We start from the raw sequence: 20,782 nt of genomic DNA, 5'->3' as shown, positions 1-20,782 counted from the left end.
GATTTTGTTCGTCTATCGAAAGCACTAATCAGCAACAGCACTTCTTACTCGCTGATGAGTCACCAGTTGCCTGACGTGCAGGCCTCCCAGCCAGATGTAACCGTCGGGCTGAGTCAGGTCGGCGTCACAGGCGTCGAGAAGCTCGTCAAGATTGCCCGAAACGGGAAACGCCCGCTGGTCTTGATGGCGGAATTCGAAGTTTTCGTCGACCTGCCGGGTGGTCGGAAGGGCATCGACATGAGCCGGAATATGCAGGTCATCGACGAGGTGTTGGAGGCGGCCGTCTCCGAACCAGCCTACCGAGTCGAAGACATGTGTGGCGACGCCGCCGAGCGTCTCCTCGCGAAACACGAATACACGACGACGGCCGAGGTTCGGATGACCGCCGAACTCGTCGTCCGCGAAGATACGCCCGCCAGCGGACTGTCGACCCAGTCCACCGCACAGATTATCGCGAGTGCGACGGCGACAGAAGACGGAACCCGTGAAGAAATCGGTGCGGAAGTCGTCGGCATGACCGTCTGTCCCTGCTCACAGGGCATGTCGGCGTCTCGCGCCCGCGACGTCCTCCAGGACCTCGCCGTCGACGACGAGACTATCGAGGAGTTCCTCGACAAGGTCCCTCAACCCGGTCACTCACAGCGCGGTCACGCGACGCTCACCGTCGAGACGGAGGGGTCGCCGGACGTGGACTTGATGGACCTCATCGACATCGCCCGCGACTCGATGTCGGCACGAATCTACAATCTCGCAAAACGCCCGGACGAAGACCACATGACGTACCACGCTCACGCGAACGCGAAGTTCGTCGAAGACTGCGTTCGTTCGATGGCGGAGATGACCATCGCCGAACTCGAACACCTTCCCGACGACGCCGTGGTTCACATGAAACAGTCGAACGACGAGTCGATTCACCAGCACAACGCGCACGCCGAGCGTGAAGTGACACTGGGTCAACTCCGAAACGAACTCGACGCGTAACTCGGACTGACGGTCTGTGTCGACTGGCGTCGACACCGACTGACCTTCGTTCTTACAACGGGAGCGGTGCTGCCGACTGCCACCGCGGGTTGAACGTCGTCCTGAGGTCGGCGGCGAACTCGGGGTCTTTCAGGTCTATCATCGCGAACGCCTGCCCGGGGTCCAGCGGGTTGGGAACTTCGATGCAGACTTCGACGTCGTCGATGAGGTTGAACACACCCGTCAGGTTCTCTGCGGTCCGGACGTGGAAGTCGGGGTGGTTCGAGAGCCGAGTCATGTAGCGCTGTCCGACGCTCTCCGGGAGGCTATCGACGAGGTCCGGCGACATGAGAACCGACACTTCGACACCACGTTCGAGGGCCGCTTCCAGTTCTTCGACGACGAGGTCACCGACCTCCCCCAGGTCGAACTGTGGTGACATCGTCCCCGCGACGACCACGAGCGACTCGTCCGCTGCCGCCAACCGCTCGACGAGGAGGTCGATGGTCTCGTCGGCACCGACCGCCGCCGTCCAGAACTGGTCGTGGACCGGTTCCGCGGCGTCCAGTTCGTCGTTGAGTTCGTCGACAACTGCCTCGTACTGTTGGGCCTTCTCTTCTAACTCCTGTCGCTTGCTCTCGAGGAGTCGGTCGAGTGCCATATCCGGTTCGACGGCGACGTACTTCTTCGGCCGACTCGCCGCTTGACTCCGGATGAGGTGATACTGTTCGAGGCTGTTCAGTACGTCGTAGATGCGCCCCATCGGAACGTCACTCGCCCGAGAGAGTTCTTTCGCCGTCGTCGCCCCCGTTCGCAACAAGGCGCGATACGCTCGCGCCTCGTATTCAGACAGTCCGAGATCTCGAAGACTCGCCATAGTCGGTCTGTCTCGTTTCTTCGTTATAAACGAACCGGATGTTTACACAATGTGTCGGTTGGGACAACGACGAATTAGGCGTCCTTTGTGACTGAGGACACTGCTCGCATCAACTCGTCGGGAGTGGTTGCTTCGTGTGTATCGGACCCGACGCTGACACGTGCGGTCCCAGCGTCGATATCGGCCGCTGGCACGACGAGCGCTTCGTGGTCTGCGACCCGAAGCGCCGCGCGGTGGAGGTCCGCCCCTGCCTCGTCCCCGACTTCGACCACGAGTGGGTCACGGAGGAGTCGCGCGGCGACGCTCCCGTATTCGGCGACCTGGACGCCGATTCGGTCCCACGCACCGGCGAACGCACAGACCGTTTCTTCGGCGATGTCGCGGTACTCGTCGGTGTCCGTCAGGATGGCAAGGTCGACGAGAGCGTTCGCCATCTCGACGTTGCCGTCGAGCGGTCGAAGCGGTAACGAGAGGAGTCCCTCACCGGTTTCCGGACCGTCGCGGAACGACCCGTCGTCGAAGAGTTCGTCGATAGCCGCGTCGGCAACGGCCGTCGCGAAGTCGAGGTACGACTCGCCAGCGACGCTGTCGTCCCCGAGTACCTGCCGGGCGCGACAGGCGGCGGCGACGACGCGGGCGTGGTCTTCGAGCAAGCGTGACTCTCCGACGTCCCCGCCAGACCGGAAGTGCGTCACGACGCCGTCGTCGACGAGGTCCTCGGCGACTCTGTCGAGTGCGCGTGCCGCGTACTCTCGGGCGCGTTCGTCGTCGGTGAGGCCGGCGAGAACCAACAGGGCGTCGACTGCGAGTGCGTTGCCACCCGCGTAAACCGTGAGGTCCGTCCGGGGTCCGGGTGCGTTCTCCCGGCCCTCCTTTCCGAGGAGGTAGTAGTCCGTCCCGGCGGCAGGCCCCATGCTGCCACCGAATCCGGTGCCGGTCCACAGCGACTCGACGAGGAAGTTAGCTGTTTCGACCGCCGGGTCGCGATAGGCGTCTTCGCCGCTGTACCGATAGCCGTTCGCGAACGCTCTGAGGAGCGCCGCGTTGGATTCGAGCGTCTTCTCGCGGTTGGGGTTCGTCCACGCCGCGTCGTCGGCGTACCGGAAGAATCCGCCCTCGACGGGGTCGAACAGGCCGTCGCGAATCGCGTCGAGTGAGCGCAGCGCTCGGGGTCGGTCACGTTTGAGCGCGAACTCGACGGTCCGGGGGAGTGGGAACTTCGCGGCGTCACCCCACCCGGCGTGTGTCTCGTCGTACGTGACCTCTAGTTGTCCCGCGAGGTGCGCTTCGATTTGGTCGGTGAGTTCGCCTGCAGGAGGGAGGTCACCGGCCAGTGCGCGTGGGAGACGTCCGGCCTCCGCCCCTTTCTTCTCCCACACTTCGCGGACGCGCTCGATGACCTGTCGCATCCCGTCGGGGCCGATGAACGTCGCGCCCGTGATTGGTTTTCCGTCCGGCGCGAGGAAGACAGTCGAGGGGAACCCACCCATGTTGTATCGCTCGCGGATTCGCGGATGCCGGTCGACGTTCACCCGCACGGGGACGAACCCGTCGTTGAGGTTCGCGGCGATACGCGGTTCGGCGTACGTCTCGGCGTCCATCTCGTGGCAGTCCTCACACCACGTCGCGGTGAGCGACAGGAGAATCGGCTTGTCCGTCGACGTCGCCTCGACAAACGCGTCGGCACCCCACGGTCGCCATTCGACCCGCGTCTCGTCAGTCATGTCCGACTGTGCGCAGTGGACGCGGGTAAGCGCTTCGAGGCCACGTCGCACGGCGGTCGGCGGGAGACAGCCAACACTTCGACGGGACAAAAGGGCTATGGGCCGGGACCGGGTAGGAAGGACCATGCGAACGCGCACGTTGCTCGCGCTCTTGCTCCTCATCCCCCTCTCTGACGCGTTGTTGCTCGTGGTCGTCGCGCAGTACATCGACCTCGTGCCGACCGTCGCGTTAGTGGTGCTGACCGGTCTGGTCGGCATGCTACTCGTCCGCGCAGAGGGGCGACACACTCTCAGAAACCTTCAGACGAAACTCGCTCGCGGTGACCTCCCGACGAACGAACTTATGGACGGTGGACTGCTCATCGCTGCCGGTGCGTTCCTCCTCACGCCGGGCCTCGTCACCGACACCATCGGCTTTCTCATCACCATCCCGGTGACCCGGTACCCCATCCGCGAAGTGCTCAAACGGTTCGTCGTTCAACCGTACCTCGACAAGCAGACAGACGGGTTCGTCACCGGCAACGTCTGGACGGCCGGGTTCCCGCAAGAAGACGCCGGCGGCGACGACGTCTACGACACCGGCGGCGATGGTGTCTACGACGCCGACCCCGACTCGTACCGCTTCGGCGGGCAAGACTCCGAATAACGCGACTGTTTTCGTTTCGGCCGACGAGCACGAGCGACAGCACTCCACTGCAGGCCTGTCCTCGGCGTCGGCCAGTTCGTCCCCCCGAACGTCCGCATTTGGGTCGATTCGTGACTGGCAAGAATCGACAGACATCGCCGACATTCACTAACACGCACCAACGCCGGTCCGAAAAGAAAGTCTTAAAATCAACAGCGCGCAACGACTAAACGCGCCAACCTGGGCCAATAGCTCAGTCAGGTTGAGCGCTCGGCTGATAACCGGGAGGTCCGCGGTTCAAATCCGCGTTGGCCCATCCACAACGAACTCGGCATCTTGCCGAGGGAGTTCGGGCTTATGGCTCCCCAGCCACCCAACTTCTGCGGTTCCGCTACAACTCGAGAGCGTTCTCGCCGCCGATTCGACTCCACTCCCCCGAGAGCCACGGGTGTGCAGCGCGACAACGTGTATCACGAAATACATAACTTACTCGGTGACGAATTACTAGTTGCCCCTGTCAGAGGGACACCCCACCTGGGAGACGTCCGCACCCACCCGCGTCTACCCACTCCACGCTCGACGTTCCGCTCTCCACCACCAACCTCAACCGCGTAACCAGTCGGGCGTTCACCTCGTACTGGGGGCAGGTATTTTCCGCCACCACGACAATTCCATCACTCGATTACTGATTCGCAACAGTTCGTGCGAGATAATACTCCATCTATGTAGTTGTGTGGTCGTTCGCTACTCGAACGTCACGCAAAATAGCAGATACATAGTCTCACCTCGCATATATTGGGGAACAATTAAGCCAACATGGGTTGTGGTACCATTCGACATGACCTTTACCTTGACCTGTCTCTCTGGCTGTGGATTTTCGACGACTGCCGACTCACGCGAGATGGTGGGCGTGCTCGTCATGGAGCACATGGACGCCGAGCACGATACGCCAGTGGACCCCTTCGAGGCGGGCGAACTGGCGTTGAGACGCCCCGACGAGGGGGTGCCGACGTACCGGGCGAATTAAAACGATTCTGTCAGGTCGCCGTCCGTGTGAATCTCACGCGAAATGACGTCCCGATTCTCTACGTGGCCGCCATGTCATGCGGTTTTGCACGTCGTCTCAGTTCACTGCCGAATAAATTTACTCGATTCTGTATTCCAGTAGTATTAAAGTCGTACACGACATATAGAGTTGTGATGCCAACCATCGACGTCTCCGAACACCTGTACCGCCAGCTCCAGTCCGCCGCCGACGGCGACGACCTCGACGCGGCGATGTGGAAGATGGTCGGTCGCTACCAGCGCGGTAACACGCCCGGCGACTGAGCAGGTTCGAAGACCCCCTTGACCCCGACCGCCCTCGCGGTCACCATCAACCCCTCTCGCCGTGGTAGCCCTTTTCACGGCGAGTAATTCACGTTTCGAGCAGTCGCAACACTGTCTCTCGCACCGAGTTCGGACGCCGTAGCCCCGACTCGCAGACAACCACTTATCCATAGAACACGTCTCAGAGCGTGTGGAAAAAGAGAACAAAGACCTCTCGTCCATCAGTGGCCTTCCAGACGAACTCGGCATCGACGATGACCTCTCGAAGGTCGGACAGACGCTGACGATTCGAAAAGACACCCGACGGTACGGAAAACCGATGACCATCGTCTCCGGATTCGAGATGGAGCGTGCCGACATCAAGGAACTCGCGTCGGTACTCAAGCGCAAACTCGCCTGCGGTGGCACCGTCGAAGACGGCGAGATAGAACTCCAGGGGAACCACGTCGAACGCGCCCGGGATATCCTCGCAGAACTCGGATATCAGGTCGCCTGAGTACTGTCCTCGACGCCGTGAGCAGGCCTGCGTCGCCGGAGCGTCGTCGCCGGAATTTTCAGCGGCCGAGCATTTCATGTGGCTTTCTTCCGTAGCGTCGTCCGTGCTCGGTATCGGATTGGACGGGACACTCGACAAGTTCGTGGAGACGGCGAACATCTTCGCCGAGCGCCGCCCCTCCGTTCGCGCACTGTGGCGGAGTCGAACGGGGTCCTTCGACAGAGTACACGCGATTCTTCCATCGACGACTGTCGTCGGCGAGTCACTCGACTTGACGGTGCAGGTCTGGGACGAGTACGAACGCGTCCACGACGTCTACGACGGCCGGTTACGTGTCGATTCGACGGACTCGGCGGCGACGTATCCAGAGCGCGTCTCGTTCGCTGGCGACGACGAGGGTGTCGTCACGTCCACCGATGCCGTCACCTTCGAGACGACGGGGATACAGTATCTCACGTTCTCACGCCCCGGCACCGACGAGCGGTTCGTCTCGAACCCGGTTCGTGTCACGGCAGACGACCCTGACGAACACGTCTACTGGGGTGACATCCACCTCCACTCTCGACTCTCCGACGGCACGGGGAGTCTCGAAAAGGGGTACCGATTCGGGCGCGACACCATGGCGCTCGACGTCGTCGCGTACACCGACCACGACACGATGGGGTTTTTCATCCCACCGACGCTCCAGCGAGCGCTGATGCACGCGCGGAACTTCGACCGTTCGCGACGCGTCGCCGACCGGTTCGACGACCCGGGGTCGTTCGTGACGCTCTTCGGGTACGAGTGGACGAAGCAACCGAACTGCGGCGGTCACATCAACGTCTACTTCGAAGACCCCGAAGACGCCGTCCTGTTCGACTCGCGTGGCGGGACGACGAACACCTACGAGAAACTCTGGCGACGACTCCACGAGTTCGAAGCGACCCACGACTCGCGAGCCGTGACGATTCCACACCACCCGACAGAGGCGATGTACCCATTCGACTTCTCGGCCGTCGACTACGACGACGAACTCGCCCCTCTCGTCGAGGTGTACTCGCAGTGGGGGTCTGGGGAACTCCCGGGCGACGAAGGCAACCCGTTCCCGCTGGCGATGGGTCGCGGCGAGATAGACGACGCCGGTCACTTCGTCAGGGATGCACTCTCGATGGGATACCGCGTCGGACTCGTCGCGGGGGCGGACTATCACGGCCCCCATCCCGGCCACTCGCTCATCCACGCCGACCCGCACCTCCCGTCGACTCGGGAGTGGGTCAGAGACGGCGTCGGATGGTCGAGCATCTGGCGCGTCTGGAACGAACGAAGTTATCCCGGTGGACTCTCGGCGTTCCGTGCCCCCGAGTTGACGCGCGAGTCGATATTCGAAGCGCTTCGGAGTCGGCGCGTCTACGGAACGACGCAACCGCATCGGATACTCGCCGACCTGACCGTCGCCGGCGTCTCACCGGGCGAACACGAGAGCACGGTTCGACTCGACGACCGGACGACGCCTCGCGAGGTGTCTCTCGACGTCGCTGGAACCGCACCCCTCGAACGCGTCGAAGTGGTCAAGAACGGTTCCGTCTGGCGCTCACACGCCATTACGTCCGACCCGGAGGCCCCTCTTTCGACGTACACGGCGAGCGTCTCGTGGACGGACGACGACCCAGTCGAGGGGATGGTCTGGGACGAGTCCCGACGCGCCGTGGCCGACGTCTACTATCTCCGCGTGTGGCAAGTCCCGCGACACTGTTCGTTCCCCGGCGCTGCGTGGGTTGGCCCCGTGTGGGTCGAACCACCGGGAGACGACTGACGCGCGAGCGGAGACTCACCCAACGAACGACGTGACGCCGAGACTCTCGGCAATCAACCACAGGATGAACAGCCCGTAGGTTCCGAGTAGTACGAACGCCTCGCCGCGAGTCAGCGCCATCTCGGTGCGCAAGACGGCGAAGAAGACGATAGACGCGCCGGTCAGAAAACTCATCATCGGCACGACTTCCTGGAAGGCGATGACGGTTCCGCCCGCGACGAGGATGCCGACTGGGAGGGCGACGAGCAAGGCGAAGACGTTGCTTCCGAAGACGTTCGCCAGACTCATCGGTGCGTTCCCCTGTCGGGCGGCGGTGACGCTGACGAACGTGTCAGGGAGACTCGTCCCTGCGGCGACGACGGTCAACCCCCACAGGAACGGCGACGTTCCGAACGCGTCTCCGAACCCTACCGCCGCCCGAACGAGCAGTTCCGCCCCGAGGAGGATGACGACGAGCGACCCGACGAGCGCGGCCCACTGCCGTCTCGGGTCGATATCGGAGACGGTCGTCGGGAGCATCGCCCGGTGGTCGAGCGTGTCGTGGTACTGCATGAAGAGATAGAGGCCGTAGAGAGAAAGCGGAATGAGCGCGAGTGAGGGCGTGACGAACCCGTCGAGGTTGCTCGGGTTCCCACTCGGTCGGTAGATGACGGCGAGCGAGAACGTGAGGACGAGAACGGCCAGCGAGAGCAGGTAGAACTGCGCTTCTTTGTAGACGAGGTCACGGTTCGACGCGAGTCGCTGTCCCTCGCCGACGAGTGCCGACACCGCCGGAATCACGAGGATGTTGTAGACGGCCGACCCGACGACGGCACCGATACCGATGTCGAACGCGCCGTACCGAAGCGTCGCGATGATGATACTCGACAACTCCGGAAAACTCGACCCGACGGCGGCGATGACGGCCCCCTGAACGATTGCCGGGAGGCCGTAGTACGCGCCCAATCGGTCAGACGCGCGCACGAGGTAGTCTCCACCCTTCCACGCGAGCACCGCACCCACGATGGCGAACACGACGAGAACTGGAACCGATGCCACAGCGGACGTTCGTGTGGCGTGACAAAAAACCGCGTGATAGACTCGTCAGTCGATGCCCACTCGAATCGGTGCCCGCCGACCGGTGTCGTCGGCCGGCGTCGCTCCCCCGTCAGAAGCGTTCTCTGAGGAAGACGTCTCGCTCGGTGAACACCGCACTCAGGGCTTCGACGGCACTCGATTCGTGGACGGTGAGGTACTCGGTTCGAGCAAGTTCGACCGCCGGGCGTGCCCCGACGAGCAGTTGCGAGAGTGCACCGATTTCGACAGTCGCGTCGGGGTCGGCGGCCGTCGATTCGACGGACGCCTCACCAGCAGAGACAGACACGCGGAACGTGTCGTCGTTCCACCCACACCGGTCGTCGGAGACGTCGAGGACGAAACTGTGTTCGGCATCGGCCGGGAACGACACTGCTTCGAGTGCTGTCGGAACGTCCACGAGACGGACCATCGGACCGGGCTTGATTTCGACCGTCGCTGCCCGCGGGTCGGTCAGGTCGTCGATGAGGCGCGTCCCTTCGTGTGCTCGTTCGACGATTACCTCGTCTACCTGTGAGTCGTGGTCGCGGAGGAATCGGAAGAGATGCTGCCTCGCCTCGGCATCGACGCCAGCGAGTTCCTGGACGTGCATCGTCCGCGATTCCCAATCGCCCTTCACGCGGTAGACGAGGTATCCCCGCAAGTCGCCGTCGCGTTGCCACCCGTATATGTACGGGTCGGTGTCCCATCCACGCAACACGCGGTGTCGCCACCATCCTTCAGTCCGGGTGACTGCGAGGTCCTCGGTGGCCGATTCAGTGTACACCGCGTCCAGACGCGCCCAGTCGTCGGCGTCGAGGCGGACGAACTCGCCGCTTGCCGCTGGACTCACCGCTGTGAGTTCTTCCGGTGGAACCGACGTGTGCGCGTGATTGTTGGTGGTCGCCCACCCGAACCGGCGGTAGAACTCGTACTTGAACGGCCAGAGTGCCGAGAGATATCGCCCAGACTCGCGGAACTCGACGAGGAGTTGGTCTAGCATCGTGGCGATGTGGCCTCGGCGACGCGCCTCCGGAGGCGAGGCGACAGCGGAGATTCCGGGAAGCGGGTGGAACTCGCCGCGCACGCGCGCTTCGTAATCGTAGAACGCACAGACCGTCACCAGGTCTGATGCATCGAGGTCACCGGTCGGTGTCTCGGGCGGGACGTCGTAGAGACCACGGGGGAAGTAGATGTCCGGGTCTTGGAGACTGTTGTCGTCCCAATCGGGGCCATCTTCCGGGCGGAAGGCGTAACTAAGGAACTCGCGGTAGGTGTCGCGGTGTTCCTCGGGAAGTGGGTGGAGGTGCATATCACCGGTCCGTTGGATGGCGATAAATGCTTTCGGAGATGTGCGGTCCGATTCGGCGCAGTCGGTTCTTCACGGCGCTTCGAGAACCGTGCGATTCACGTCGTCGCGCCCCCGAGGCGTCAGTATGAGCGAGACGCAGAGTTCGTTTCTGAAGCGGAAGAATCTGCTCCTCATCGCCGTCGTGACGCTCGGAATCGTCGTTCCGGGTGTCGTGCGGCGACTCCTCGGTGAGGCCGGATACAACACCCTCGGCATGGTCGTCTTCACCCTCGGATACGCGGGGATGATACTCATCGTCTGGTACGGGTGGATTCGACCGCTCGATATCTCTGGACCGACACGATAACGCTCTCCTGTCACTCGGGAATCACTTCACCCCAATATCGCGGGCATCCGGTCGGCGCAGGCGAGCGGGAATAACGGAACTTTGATAGTCGATTCGAACCCACCCAGAAAACAAGAATGCTTCCCCTTCAGCTCATAGACAGTTTTCTGCTCAATTACAACATTGGGCAGGCGCTGTTGCTCGTGTTCATCCTGACGACAGTCGGGGCACTGCCGCTGAAATCCCGGCGCGTCCTCGGTATCAACTCCGTCGTGTTCGGACTCATCTTCCTCTTGACGCCACAGGCGCTGGCGAAGCCGCACTACATGTTCCTCGGCATCGCGCTGCTCATCGTCGGGCCCATCCTCTACGTGACGGGCAACCGCTAACCGACGATTCGGCCACCACGACGATTTCTCTCCCAACAGACTCCGAAGAACGCGACGTTTAAACAGTGAGACCCGTAACGCACGGGTATGTCTGAACCGCGCGTTCCCGGCGGACGTGGGGCAGTATTGGACCTGCCCTGTGGCGAACAAAAGCGCGTCCGGGAACTCGACTTGGGCAAACGTGAGTTCGACTGTCCCTGTGGCGACAGCCACGCCGTCGTGATGGACGTCCACCCACCGGACCGATTCCTTCCGGAGTTCCTCGTCGAAATTCTCCAGAACACCATCGAGACGACGAGCGAGGATATGCCCGAGTTCGGGACGGCACACCTCATGGGTATCGTCCTCGAAGAGTTCCCGCAGTCTGTCGTCTCCGAAGACGTCTCCGACGACGGCGAACTCGGCGCGGGTATCGTCTGGATTTCCGACTTCGATTCTCGAAGACTCCACGAGATAATCGTCGAACTCGTCGTCGAACTCATGGAACACGCCGTCAGTCACGCCGACGACGACAGCGTCATCTCGGAGTTCGAATCTCAGATGCTCCAGTTCGACGTGAGCGAGTTCGTCGACGAGTATCGCTCCCAGCGCGACTTGGACCCCGAACCGTACATGTAACGACGGGGTCTGTAACCCGTCTCACTCCAGTCTGATTTCTTCGGCGACCGGGTCGAGCGTCGCCTTCGCGCCTAACGGAAGCGGCACGTTCGGGTCGGCGTGGCCGAACTCGACGTCGAACACTGCCGTCGCGTCTGGATTGTACTCGTCGAGGACGGACAGCACCGCTTCGCGGAGTTGCTCACCGTAGTCTTCGGGTGGTTCCCACTCCAGTTCGGGTGAGTACGTCCGTGGCCGACCCATCACGAGGCCATCGAACCGTCCGAGCAGGCCGCGTTCACCCATGGCGCGAAGCGTGTAGGTGACCTCACGCGGCACTGGCACGTCTTCCGACGTCTCCAGTGCCAGTATCGTGCCGTCGAGTTCCTCGGGGGCCGGCATGTACCGGCCTGTCTGAAGGTGCCACTTGACGATGGCGAACGACCCTCCCCAGAGCGCCCCGGTGACGCGCTCGTCGCCGTGCCACGTCCGGCCGGGATTGTCTCGCCACTCGCGGGGTTCCTCGGTGTCGAAGTCGAACCACTCGTCTGTCCACTCGGGGGTCGGTTCGACCACGCCGAGTGAGTCGTCGAAGAACGCACGTCGCAGGTAGCGCTCGACGAAGGGATGTATCTCGGGGTCCACGGTGAGCGTCGGGTGGAGCGTCGTCCCATAGCTCACGATACCGAGGTTCCAGAGGTAGAGTCGGAGGTTGTCGTTGTCGCTGAAGCCGTAGAACCGCGTCGGGTTCGCGCTCAACCGCTCCGGGTCGAGGTACTTCAGGATGCGAATCTGGTCGGCACCGCCAGTCGTAGCGATGACACCGTCTATCTCCGGGTCTTCGAACGCATCCATGATATCCTCTGCGCGTGCTCGCGGGTTGTCTCTGAGCCACTCCCACTCCTTTCGGGCCGTCTCGAAGACGACGGGGTCGAGGCCGAACGTCTCATCGAGTCGCTCGCACGCCCGCTCCAACAGCGAGTCGTCGATAGGTCGGGACGGTGCGACTATCGCGACTCGACTCCCCGGTTCCAGTGGCGGGGGTGCCGTGGGCACATTGGTCATGCGATTGTGGTCCGTTCGTGTCCACGAAAAACCCTTCCCTGGCCTGTTACCTGCCGTTTGGCAACATTTTCGATATTCGCAATGCAATTTCGGACCTCGTAATTTTTCGCCGGACTTATTACGATGTACGGATTGGATTGCATCGATGACCGACGAGGACACCTCAACCGGGACTCAGCAAGACACAGAGGACCGGACGATTTTGCTCATCGGGAGTGGCCCAATCCAGATTGGACAGGCGGCGGAATTCGACTACTCCGGCGCGCAGGCCTGCCGCGCGCTTCGAGAGGAAGGCGCACGAGTTGTCCTCGTCAACTCTAACCCCGCGACGATTATGACCGACCCCGAGATGGCCGACAAGGTCTACATCGAACCCATCACGACCGAGGCCATCTCCGAAATCATCCGGAAGGAACGCCCCGACGGCGTCATCGCCGGACTGGGCGGTCAGACGGGACTCAACGTCACGGCGGAGTTGGCGGAAGAAGGCGTCCTCGACGAGTTCGACGTCGAAATCATGGGGACGCCGCTGGACACTATCTACGCGACGGAAGACCGTGACCTGTTCAGACAGCGGATGGAGAAGATTGGACAACCCGTCCCGCGTTCGACGACTATCTCTCTCGAAGACGACGAGAAAGTCTCGAACATCACCGAGTCGGACCTCGAAGAACGCGTGGAGGCCGCAGTCGACGACGTCGGCGGCCTTCCCGTCATCGCCCGCACCACCTACACGCTCGGCGGGTCCGGGTCCGGCGTCGTCCACGAGATGGACGAACTCGTCGGCCGCGTCCGCAAGGGCCTCCGCCTCTCGCGTAACAGTGAAGTGCTCATCACGGAGTCCATCTCCGGGTGGGTCGAACTCGAATACGAGGTGATGCGCGACGCCGCCGACTCGTGTATCATCATCTGCAACATGGAGAACATCGACCCGATGGGGATTCACACCGGCGAGTCCACCGTCGTCACCCCATCGCAGGTTATCCCCGACGAAGGGCACCAGGAGATGCGCAACGCCGCGCTCGAAGTCATTCGCGAACTCGGCATTCAGGGTGGCTGTAACATCCAGTTCGCGTGGCACGACGACGGCACGCCCGGCGGCGAATACCGCGTCGTCGAAGTGAACCCGCGTGTCTCTCGTTCCTCCGCGCTCGCCTCGAAAGCGACTGGCTACCCCATCGCCCGTGTGACGGCCAAAGTCGCCCTCGGCAAACACCTCCACGAGATTACCAACGAGATTACCGGCGAGACGACTGCGGCCTTCGAACCCGCAATCGACTACGTCGTCACGAAGGTTCCCCGGTGGCCCAAGGACAAGTTCACCGACGTGGACTTCACGCTCTCGACGGCGATGAAGTCCACCGGTGAGGCGATGGCCATCGGCCGGACGTTCGAAGAGTCGCTGATGAAGGCGCTACGGTCCTCCGAATACGACCCCGCCGTCGACTGGGACGAGGTGTCCGACGAGGAACTCGAAGCAGAACACCTCCAAAAGCCGACACCCGACCGTCCGTACGCCATCTTCGAGGCGTTCGAACGTGGGTACACCACCGAGGACGTGGTCGAACTCACCGGCATCGAAGAGTGGTACGTCGAGCGTTTCGGCCGCATCGTCGAATCCGTCGAGGCCGCGTCTGAGGGAGACTTCGCCGCCGCCGCGAACGCCGGCCACACGAACGCCAGCATCGCCACGGCCACCGGAACGACTGTCGACGAAGTCGAACAGAACGTCCCCGGACGCACGTACAAACAGGTCGACACCTGTGCCGGCGAGTTCGCCGCACAGACGCCGTACTACTACTCCGCACGCAAACCCGAATTCTTCCGTGGCCCCTTCGAGGGCGACGCCGCAGGCAACGAACTCCGCGTCGACCGTGACATGGAGAGCGTCGTCGTCGTCGGTGGCGGCCCCATCCGTATCGGGCAGGGCGTCGAGTTCGACTACTGTTCGGTCCACGCCGTGCAGGCCCTCCGTGACCTCGGAATCGACGCGCACGTCGTCAACAACAACCCAGAGACGGTGTCGACCGACTACGACACCTCCGACGGCCTGTTCTTCGAACCCATCACGCCAGAGGAAGTCGCGGACGTCATCGAGGCAATCGACGCCGACGGCGTGATGCTCCAGTTCGGCGGCCAGACGTCGGTCAACATCGGCCACCCGCTCGAATCCGAACTCAAGCGCCGCGGCGTCGACTGCGAGATTCTCGGCACCACCATCGACGCGATGGACCTCGCCGAGGACCGCGACCGGTTCAACCGCATGATGGACGAACTCGGGATTCTGCAACCACAAGGCGGGTCTGCGACGAGCGAGTCCGAGGCGCTCGAACTCGCGAACGACCTGGGATACCCCGTTCTCGTTCGCCCGTCGTACGTCCTCGGTGGCCGTGCGATGGAAGTCGTCTACTCCGACGAGGAACTCAAAGGGTACATCGAGGAGGCAGTCCGCGTCTCGCCGGACAAACCAATCCTCATCGACGAGTTCCTCGCCGACGGCGTCGAACTCGACGTGGACGCCGTCTCCGACGGCGAAGACGTCCTCATCGGCGGCGTGATGGAACACGTCGAGGCCGCCGGCGTCCACTCCGGCGACTCGGCGTGTATGATTCCGCCGCGCTCGCTCGACGACGAGACACTGGCACGCGTCCGCGAAGTCACAGAAGACATCGCCGCGGCACTCGACACGGTCGGTCTGATGAACGTCCAACTCGCCGTGAAGGACGGCGAGGTGTACGTCCTCGAAGCGAACCCGCGTTCGTCACGCACGGTCCCGTTCGTCTCGAAGGCGACGGGCGTCCCGATTGCGAAAATCGCAGCGAAGGTCATGGCCGGCCACACGCTGGCCGAACTCGACGTCAAAGAACAGATTCCAGAACAGGTGTCCGTCAAGGAAGTCGTCCTTCCGTTCGACCGCCTGCCGGGGTCTGACCCACGTCTCGGTCCGGAGATGAAGTCGACGGGTGAGGTCATGGGCACCGCGACGACGTTCGGCAAAGCCTACGAGAAAGCCCAGGAGGCGGCCAACGACCACATCCCGCGCGACGGCACCATCTTCGTGGACCTCTCGGACGCGGAGTTCCCCGACGCCGACAGCGAGGCGGGTCAGGCACTCCTCGACGGGTTCGAAGAGTACTACGAGGTACTCACCCCCGACGACGTAGACGACCTACTGACCGCGCTCCGCGAGGGCGAAATCGACTTCGTCGTCTCCCGTGACCGCGAGACGCTGACGGACTGCGTCGAAGAGGAAGTCGGCTACTTCTCCACGTACGCGTCTGCGAAGGCGGCACTCGAAGCACGCGGCGCGAAAGACGAAGACATCGACGTCTACCCCGTCTCCGACCGCAAGCGCATCGTCGCCAACTGGGGTCAGTAATCCCTCAGTCGCCGTCTCGACTCCGCTCGTAACCGCGCCGTCGAACCGGACTTTTGACGCCTTCACGAAGGTTATTGAGTCTCGACTCTATGCGCGAGTATGACACGGAAGCGCGGCCGCGTCCTCGTCGCCGGTGCGACGGGTCGGACGGGCCGACTGGTCCTCGACGCGCTGGCGGAGACTCCATTTGTGGTCAGGGCGCTCACCCGCGACTCCGACGCGGAAGACGGCCTCCGGACACGCGGCGCAGACGAAGTCGTCGTCGGTGACTTACTCGACAGAGACGACGCCAGAGAGGCAGTCCTCGAAGTGGACGCCATCGTCTCGACTGTCGGCGTCGCTGCTGGTCTCGAGACGATTCGCGGTGACCTCGTCGATGGGACCGGCATCGTCAACCTCGTCGACGCGGCGACTGCCGGCGGTGTCCAGCGGTTCGTCCTCACGTCGTCTATCGGTGTCGGCGACTCGAAAGGTGGTCTTCCACTCTCGCTTCGCGCGATTCTCACCGCTGCGGGCGTCCTCTCGGCCAAAGAGCGCGGTGAAGAACGACTCCGAGACGCCCCACTCGACCACACGATTATCCGCCCCGGCGCACTGACGGACGCTCCAGCGACGGACGAAGTGCTCGTCGGGGAGGGCGGTGACTCTGTCCGCGGAAGTATCCCACGTGCGGACGTCGCATCGGTCCTCACTCGCTCGTTGTTCACGACACAGACGGAAAACAGGACGTTCGAAATCGTCTCACGGCCCGGACTGCGTGGCCGTCCGAACCACCTCGTCGACATCCAGTGGCAACCGGTGCCGCGAGGCGAACCCGCCGACTAGTCGAGTTTTCCGAGCGCTTCGAAGAAGTCGGAGGTTGGGCCGGCGAGTCGAACCGGCGAGTCGGACTGTTCGATTCGAATCTCGGTGGGTGACGAGACGGTTCGTCTCGTGCGTCCGTCGCCGACGACGACTGCGGATTCGGCGTCGGTGACCGTCACGCTCACCGTCGCGTCGAGGGGGACGACGAGCGACGGCATCCCCTCGCGTGCGGCCATCTCGGTGACGACGAGTCCCTCGACGCCGGGGTGGACGAGCGGTCCGCCTTCACTGAGGTTGTAGGCCGAACTTCCGGCGGGCGTCGTGACGAGGACGCCGTCTGCGTGGCCGCCGGTGTACAGCGACCCGTCGACACGAATCTCCAGTCCAGCGCCGCCGCCGTGGCCCCGTCGCGGACCGTGGACGACGACTTCGTTCATCGAGGGGTCCATCTCCCAGTCCTCGCCGCGGGCGACGATGCGTGGCACTTCGCGGACCGATTGCGTCCCGTCTCGGTGCGCCGCGACTTCGGCCAGCACTTCGTCGATGGCGTCGGCGGGCGAGACGGCGTTCAAGAACCCGACTTCGCCGAGGTTCACGCCGAGGATAGGGACGCCGTCTGCACCTCTGGCGGCGTAGAGGAACGTCCCGTCACCGCCGATGCTGACGACGAGGTCACACTCACCCAGTGATTCGACGGGAATCCCATCGATGCCGAGTTCTTCGGCCGTCGCTGCATCGACAACCGCGTCGACGTCGACGCCCGCCAGCGCCTCACGCATATCTGCGGCGAGGTACGCGGCCCGACTGTTGCCCTTCTGTGCGACGATGCCGACGTTCATAACCCGCGGTTTGACGTCACCGGGCAAAAGCCCACCGTCACGTTATCGAGACGGTTCGTTCACGGGAAACGTTCATGATACCCGCTGCCAACGTTGAACTGATGGCAGGCACCGGCGTCGGTACCCAGCGAACGTGGGGGTGGTCAGCGTGAGCGACGACGACGATTGGTTCGAACGTGCACTCCGCGAAGAGAGTGACGACGAAGACACGACGCGGGATACCGACGCCGCGGAGACGAACGACGAGGCGGAAGACAGCGACGCCGACACGAGAGACGCGCCCGACAGTGCCGACGCGCCGAACCAGGAACCCCCGGCCCCCGGCGGCTCCGACGACCCGTTTGCGACGAGTTTCGCCGAGGCTTTCGAAAACGCCCCGGCTCCCGGGACAGACGACGACACGCGCGGCCAGCATCCTACTGGCGACGTCAGCGACGAATTCTGGTCGGGCAGAGACAGCGACAGCGGGTCACTCGAGTTCGACGAAGAGGCGTTCGAGTCGAATATCGACCGTATCGACGTCGGTATCGAGGGCCTCGACGAGATGATTCTCGGCGGCGTTCCGGAGCGGTCACTCATGGTGACTATCGGGAGCGCAGGGACCGGAAAGACGACGTTCGGACTCCAGTTCCTCTTCGAGGAGCTCCAAAACGGGGGGAGTGGCGTCTTCATCACGCTCGAAGAGAACCGCGAGCGCATCCTCAACACCGCCGACGAGAAAGGGTGGAACTTCTCCGAGTACGAAGCGGACGGGACACTGGCAATCGTCGATTTGGACCCCATCGAGATGGCGAACAGTCTCTCCAGCATCCGAAACGAACTCCCACGTCTCGTCGAGGAATTCGGCGCTGACCGTCTCGTCCTCGACTCCGTCTCGCTTCTGGAGATGATGTACGACCACCCGTCGAAACGCCGCAGTGAGGTGTTCGACTTCACGCGCTCGTTGAAAGACGCCGGCGTGACGACGATGCTCACCTCCGAGGCGGACCAGTCGAACCCCTACATCTCTCGGCACGGCATCGTGGAATATCTCTCCGACGCAGTGTTTATTCTCCAGTACGTCCGCCCAGACGACTTCCGCGAGACGCGACTGGCAATCGAGATTCAAAAGATACGCGACGCCAACCACTCACGGGAGACGAAACCCTACGAACTCACGAGCGACGGTATCAGTGTGTATCGGCAGGCGAATATCTTCTGACCCACCTTTTTCTTCGTCGGGTTTCCTCGGGCAGCGTTGCTGCCCTGCGGGAACCCTCCTCGAAAAACCTGGAGGGAAAAAGGCCGAACCTCGCTTCGCTCGGTTCGGTACGGGACACTTGTCTGTGAGTGGTTTCCGGGTCGTCGCCGGCAACGACATTTCGTGAATCCGCTCAGACCGTATCCTTGACTTCGTCTACGGTTCGGCCATGCTTGCTTCCGTCGAGTACCCGAACGAAGTTCACGGCGAGTGCTGCGGCCACGAGCGCAGGGATGATAGTGAACACGACGGCGACGAGTGGGACTGTGACGGCACCGCCTGTGGCGAGGAGGAACGTTCCAAGCGTGAGCGCCGGTGCGAGCACTGCGCCGAACACGACGCCGACACCGGCGAGGACGTACCCCCACGGGCGACCCTGCCACAACCAGAGACTGGCCAGTCCGAGGGCAGGAACGACGACGCTGAGGTCGATGAAGTGAGACACCATCGCCTGCGGGCCGACTTCCGCGACGAGAAGTGGTGTCGTCCCCGTGAGCGTCGCCGGAACGAGTTCGGAGAGCCACAGGGACGCCAGTCCCACTGCGACGAGCAGTAAGAATCCGGCGTAGACTCGTTCAGCGAGACGCCCGACGAGCGTTTCGGCCACCTCGTCAGCGTCTGTCGTCACGACGCCGCCAACGAACGTGAACAACGAGAGGGAAAACAGGGCGACGTACCCGAGGAAGAACTGATTAAACGCGACTTGCAGGCCTATCGACGCCCACATGTAGGTCATGTAGGCGAGTGCCCCCAACCAGATAAACCGGCCGCGAAGCGACCCATGAACCGTAAACCAGAGGCCGATTGCCAAGACGGGAGCACCGACGACGAGCATCGTCAGGTCCTGTGCGAACGTCTGTGGGAGGAACGCCGGCGCGTCGAGGTAGTGTCCGGGTCGGAAGAGGCCGAGGAGGGCAGCGACGACTGACAGGGCGACGATACCGCTCGTCGTGACGACCTGCCAGCGTCGAATACGGGTTCGCATCACTGATTCACCACCGACAGATACGGGACGAACCAGAATAGTCGAGTTCGCCGGTCCTCACGGCCTGAGAATCGGATTTTCTCGTGGATACGACTCGTCGGGGTGTGAACGGCGGGAAGAGAGGGGAGAGGTTGGAGCGGTGTGTCCGAGTTGAGTGTCTGGTTCAGTCGTCAGCAGGCGTGGGCGTCACTTTGCGCTCGGGCGCGAACGATTCGTAGTGGACGACTTCGTCCACGGGGCGACGGTATTTCGCGTCGGCCTGCAGTTCGCCGGCGTCTTCGGCGGGGATGCCCATCGTCAGCAGCATCACCGGTTCGTACTGGTCGCCGTCGATGTCGAACGCGTCGAGGACGGCGTCGGCGTCGAAGCCACCGATTGGACAGGTTGCGACGCCTTCGTCCCACGCGGCGTGCATGAGCGACATGGCGACGAGCGACGTCGAGCGGACGGTCCAGACGCGGCGTTCCTGTTCGGGCAGGTCGGCCATCCCGGCGATGTTGTCGAGGATGTCGTCGCGGACGTCTTCGCTCGGGAGGTAGCCCTTCGCGAGCATGTCGTCGGCGACGGTTTCGGCGTGTGCTTCGGGGTCTTTGTTGCCGAGGATGATGACCGACGCCGCGGCACCGGTGACGTGTTCTTGGTCGTACGCGGTGGCGCGAAGCGCTTCCTTCGTCTCGTCTTCGCGGAGCACGACGAACTCCCACGGTTGCAGGTTGTAACTCGACGGGGCCTGAATGGCGTTCTCGAAGATGCGTTCGAGCGTCTCGTCGTCGAGTGGTTCGTCAGCGTACTCGTGAATGGAGCGGCGGGTCGTGACGACCTCAGTGAATTCCATCGATACCATCCAAGGGCGTCACGATAATAGGGCGTTGCAAACCGGGCGAAACCGCCGATTTCGGTGTGCTCGCAGTACTCATTCCATTGATTTCACCTGGTGGCATCGATGTTACTGGGAGGTCTGAACGACGTCACGAGATAACGCTATCTCGTC

At 62.8% G+C, this 20,782-nt stretch carries 20 protein-coding genes and 1 tRNA gene; 13 read left to right on the top strand and 8 right to left on the bottom strand.

What is annotated here, in order from left to right; genetic code table 11:
- The first annotated feature begins 54 nt into the window (after positions 1 to 54).
- Positions 55 to 981, top strand: coding sequence for a GTP cyclohydrolase MptA (gene mptA / locus ACK3R5_RS12010; RefSeq protein WP_411964289.1), 927 nt, complete (start codon positions 55 to 57; stop codon positions 979 to 981).
- A 52-nt stretch (positions 982 to 1,033) separates the two neighbouring features.
- Here mptA and ACK3R5_RS12005 read toward each other — a convergent pair whose 3' ends face one another.
- Complete coding sequence (locus ACK3R5_RS12005) at positions 1,034 to 1,837, bottom strand: TrmB family transcriptional regulator (RefSeq protein WP_411964288.1); 804 nt, start codon at positions 1,835 to 1,837, stop codon at positions 1,034 to 1,036.
- Between the two features lie 74 nt (positions 1,838 to 1,911).
- On the bottom strand, positions 1,912 to 3,561 hold the full coding sequence (locus ACK3R5_RS12000) for a DUF255 domain-containing protein (RefSeq protein WP_411967108.1): 1,650 nt from the start codon (positions 3,559 to 3,561) through the stop codon (positions 1,912 to 1,914).
- A 124-nt stretch (positions 3,562 to 3,685) separates the two neighbouring features.
- Between ACK3R5_RS12000 and ACK3R5_RS11995 the strand changes: the two genes are divergently transcribed.
- The 6 genes from ACK3R5_RS11995 to ACK3R5_RS11970 all read left to right on the top strand — a co-directional run bounded on the left by ACK3R5_RS11995 (position 3,686) and on the right by ACK3R5_RS11970 (position 7,803).
- Positions 3,686 to 4,207 (top strand): FxsA family protein, encoded by a 522-nt coding sequence (locus ACK3R5_RS11995; protein WP_411967107.1) that lies wholly within the window; start codon positions 3,686 to 3,688, stop codon positions 4,205 to 4,207.
- A gap of 221 nt (positions 4,208 to 4,428) precedes the next feature.
- Positions 4,429 to 4,502 (top strand) — tRNA-Ile (locus tag ACK3R5_RS11990).
- Positions 4,503 to 5,024: 522 nt separating this feature from the next.
- Entirely contained in the window at positions 5,025 to 5,213 is a 189-nt protein-coding gene (locus ACK3R5_RS11985; RefSeq protein WP_411967106.1) for a DUF1059 domain-containing protein, read from the top strand.
- A gap of 173 nt (positions 5,214 to 5,386) precedes the next feature.
- Entirely contained in the window at positions 5,387 to 5,515 is a 129-nt protein-coding gene (locus ACK3R5_RS11980; protein ID WP_004059773.1) for a hypothetical protein, read from the top strand.
- 190 nt (positions 5,516 to 5,705) lie between these two features.
- The gene (gene yciH, locus ACK3R5_RS11975; RefSeq protein WP_411964284.1) at positions 5,706 to 6,011 is read left to right on the top strand and encodes a stress response translation initiation inhibitor YciH; all 306 of its coding nucleotides are present in this window, start codon (positions 5,706 to 5,708) and stop codon (positions 6,009 to 6,011) included.
- Between the two features lie 103 nt (positions 6,012 to 6,114).
- Positions 6,115 to 7,803 (top strand): DUF3604 domain-containing protein, encoded by a 1,689-nt coding sequence (locus ACK3R5_RS11970; protein ID WP_411967105.1) that lies wholly within the window; start codon positions 6,115 to 6,117, stop codon positions 7,801 to 7,803.
- 15 nt (positions 7,804 to 7,818) lie between these two features.
- On the opposite strand, the gene ACK3R5_RS11965 is transcribed toward ACK3R5_RS11970, so the two are convergent.
- On the bottom strand, positions 7,819 to 8,841 hold the full coding sequence (locus tag ACK3R5_RS11965) for a sodium:calcium antiporter (protein WP_411964282.1): 1,023 nt from the start codon (positions 8,839 to 8,841) through the stop codon (positions 7,819 to 7,821).
- Between the two features lie 109 nt (positions 8,842 to 8,950).
- Complete coding sequence (eis, locus tag ACK3R5_RS11960) at positions 8,951 to 10,168, bottom strand: enhanced intracellular survival protein Eis (RefSeq protein ID WP_411967104.1); 1,218 nt, start codon at positions 10,166 to 10,168, stop codon at positions 8,951 to 8,953.
- Positions 10,169 to 10,292: 124 nt separating this feature from the next.
- On the opposite strand from eis, the gene ACK3R5_RS11955 reads away from it, so the two are divergent.
- The 3 genes from ACK3R5_RS11955 to ACK3R5_RS11945 all read left to right on the top strand — a co-directional run bounded on the left by ACK3R5_RS11955 (position 10,293) and on the right by ACK3R5_RS11945 (position 11,500).
- On the top strand, positions 10,293 to 10,514 hold the full coding sequence (locus tag ACK3R5_RS11955) for a hypothetical protein (protein ID WP_411964280.1): 222 nt from the start codon (positions 10,293 to 10,295) through the stop codon (positions 10,512 to 10,514).
- Between the two features lie 116 nt (positions 10,515 to 10,630).
- Positions 10,631 to 10,882, top strand: a complete 252-nt coding sequence (locus tag ACK3R5_RS11950) for a hypothetical protein (protein WP_411964279.1) — start codon at positions 10,631 to 10,633, stop codon at positions 10,880 to 10,882.
- Between the two features lie 87 nt (positions 10,883 to 10,969).
- Positions 10,970 to 11,500 (top strand): DUF5815 family protein, encoded by a 531-nt coding sequence (locus ACK3R5_RS11945; RefSeq protein ID WP_411964278.1) that lies wholly within the window; start codon positions 10,970 to 10,972, stop codon positions 11,498 to 11,500.
- Between the two features lie 21 nt (positions 11,501 to 11,521).
- Here ACK3R5_RS11945 and ACK3R5_RS11940 read toward each other — a convergent pair whose 3' ends face one another.
- The gene (locus ACK3R5_RS11940) at positions 11,522 to 12,544 is read right to left on the bottom strand and encodes a S66 peptidase family protein (protein WP_411967103.1); all 1,023 of its coding nucleotides are present in this window, start codon (positions 12,542 to 12,544) and stop codon (positions 11,522 to 11,524) included.
- 145 nt (positions 12,545 to 12,689) lie between these two features.
- Between ACK3R5_RS11940 and carB the strand changes: the two genes are divergently transcribed.
- Positions 12,690 to 15,923, top strand: coding sequence for a carbamoyl-phosphate synthase large subunit (carB, locus tag ACK3R5_RS11935; protein WP_411967102.1), 3,234 nt, complete (start codon positions 12,690 to 12,692; stop codon positions 15,921 to 15,923).
- A 99-nt stretch (positions 15,924 to 16,022) separates the two neighbouring features.
- Entirely contained in the window at positions 16,023 to 16,748 is a 726-nt protein-coding gene (locus tag ACK3R5_RS11930; protein ID WP_411964275.1) for an SDR family oxidoreductase, read from the top strand.
- Here ACK3R5_RS11930 and ACK3R5_RS11925 read toward each other — a convergent pair.
- A complete protein-coding gene (locus ACK3R5_RS11925; RefSeq protein ID WP_411967101.1) occupies positions 16,745 to 17,566 on the bottom strand; it encodes an NAD(+)/NADH kinase in 822 nt (273 codons plus the stop codon). The genes ACK3R5_RS11930 and ACK3R5_RS11925 overlap by 4 nt on opposite strands.
- 148 nt (positions 17,567 to 17,714) lie before the next feature.
- On the opposite strand from ACK3R5_RS11925, the gene ACK3R5_RS11920 reads away from it, so the two are divergent.
- Positions 17,715 to 18,767 (top strand): KaiC domain-containing protein, encoded by a 1,053-nt coding sequence (locus tag ACK3R5_RS11920; protein ID WP_411967100.1) that lies wholly within the window; start codon positions 17,715 to 17,717, stop codon positions 18,765 to 18,767.
- A gap of 172 nt (positions 18,768 to 18,939) precedes the next feature.
- Here the strand turns inward: ACK3R5_RS11920 and ACK3R5_RS11915 are convergent, their stop codons facing one another.
- Together ACK3R5_RS11915 and ACK3R5_RS11910 are read right to left on the bottom strand one after the other, a co-directional pair.
- Positions 18,940 to 19,791 carry a hypothetical protein gene (locus ACK3R5_RS11915; protein ID WP_411967099.1) on the bottom strand — a complete coding sequence of 284 codons (852 nt, stop codon included), beginning with the start codon at positions 19,789 to 19,791 and terminating at the stop codon, positions 18,940 to 18,942.
- Positions 19,792 to 19,954: 163 nt separating this feature from the next.
- Positions 19,955 to 20,626 (bottom strand): nitroreductase family protein, encoded by a 672-nt coding sequence (locus ACK3R5_RS11910; RefSeq protein WP_411964271.1) that lies wholly within the window; start codon positions 20,624 to 20,626, stop codon positions 19,955 to 19,957.
- Between the last annotated feature and the right edge of the window lie 156 nt (positions 20,627 to 20,782).

It is taken from the genome of Haloferax sp. YSSS75 (assembly GCF_046764215.1).
In the GTDB taxonomy this organism is placed as follows: domain Archaea; phylum Halobacteriota; class Halobacteria; order Halobacteriales; family Haloferacaceae; genus Haloferax.
The sequence above is the reverse complement of the archived record's forward strand: the minus strand, read 5'-3'. Positions and strand labels throughout refer to the sequence as shown.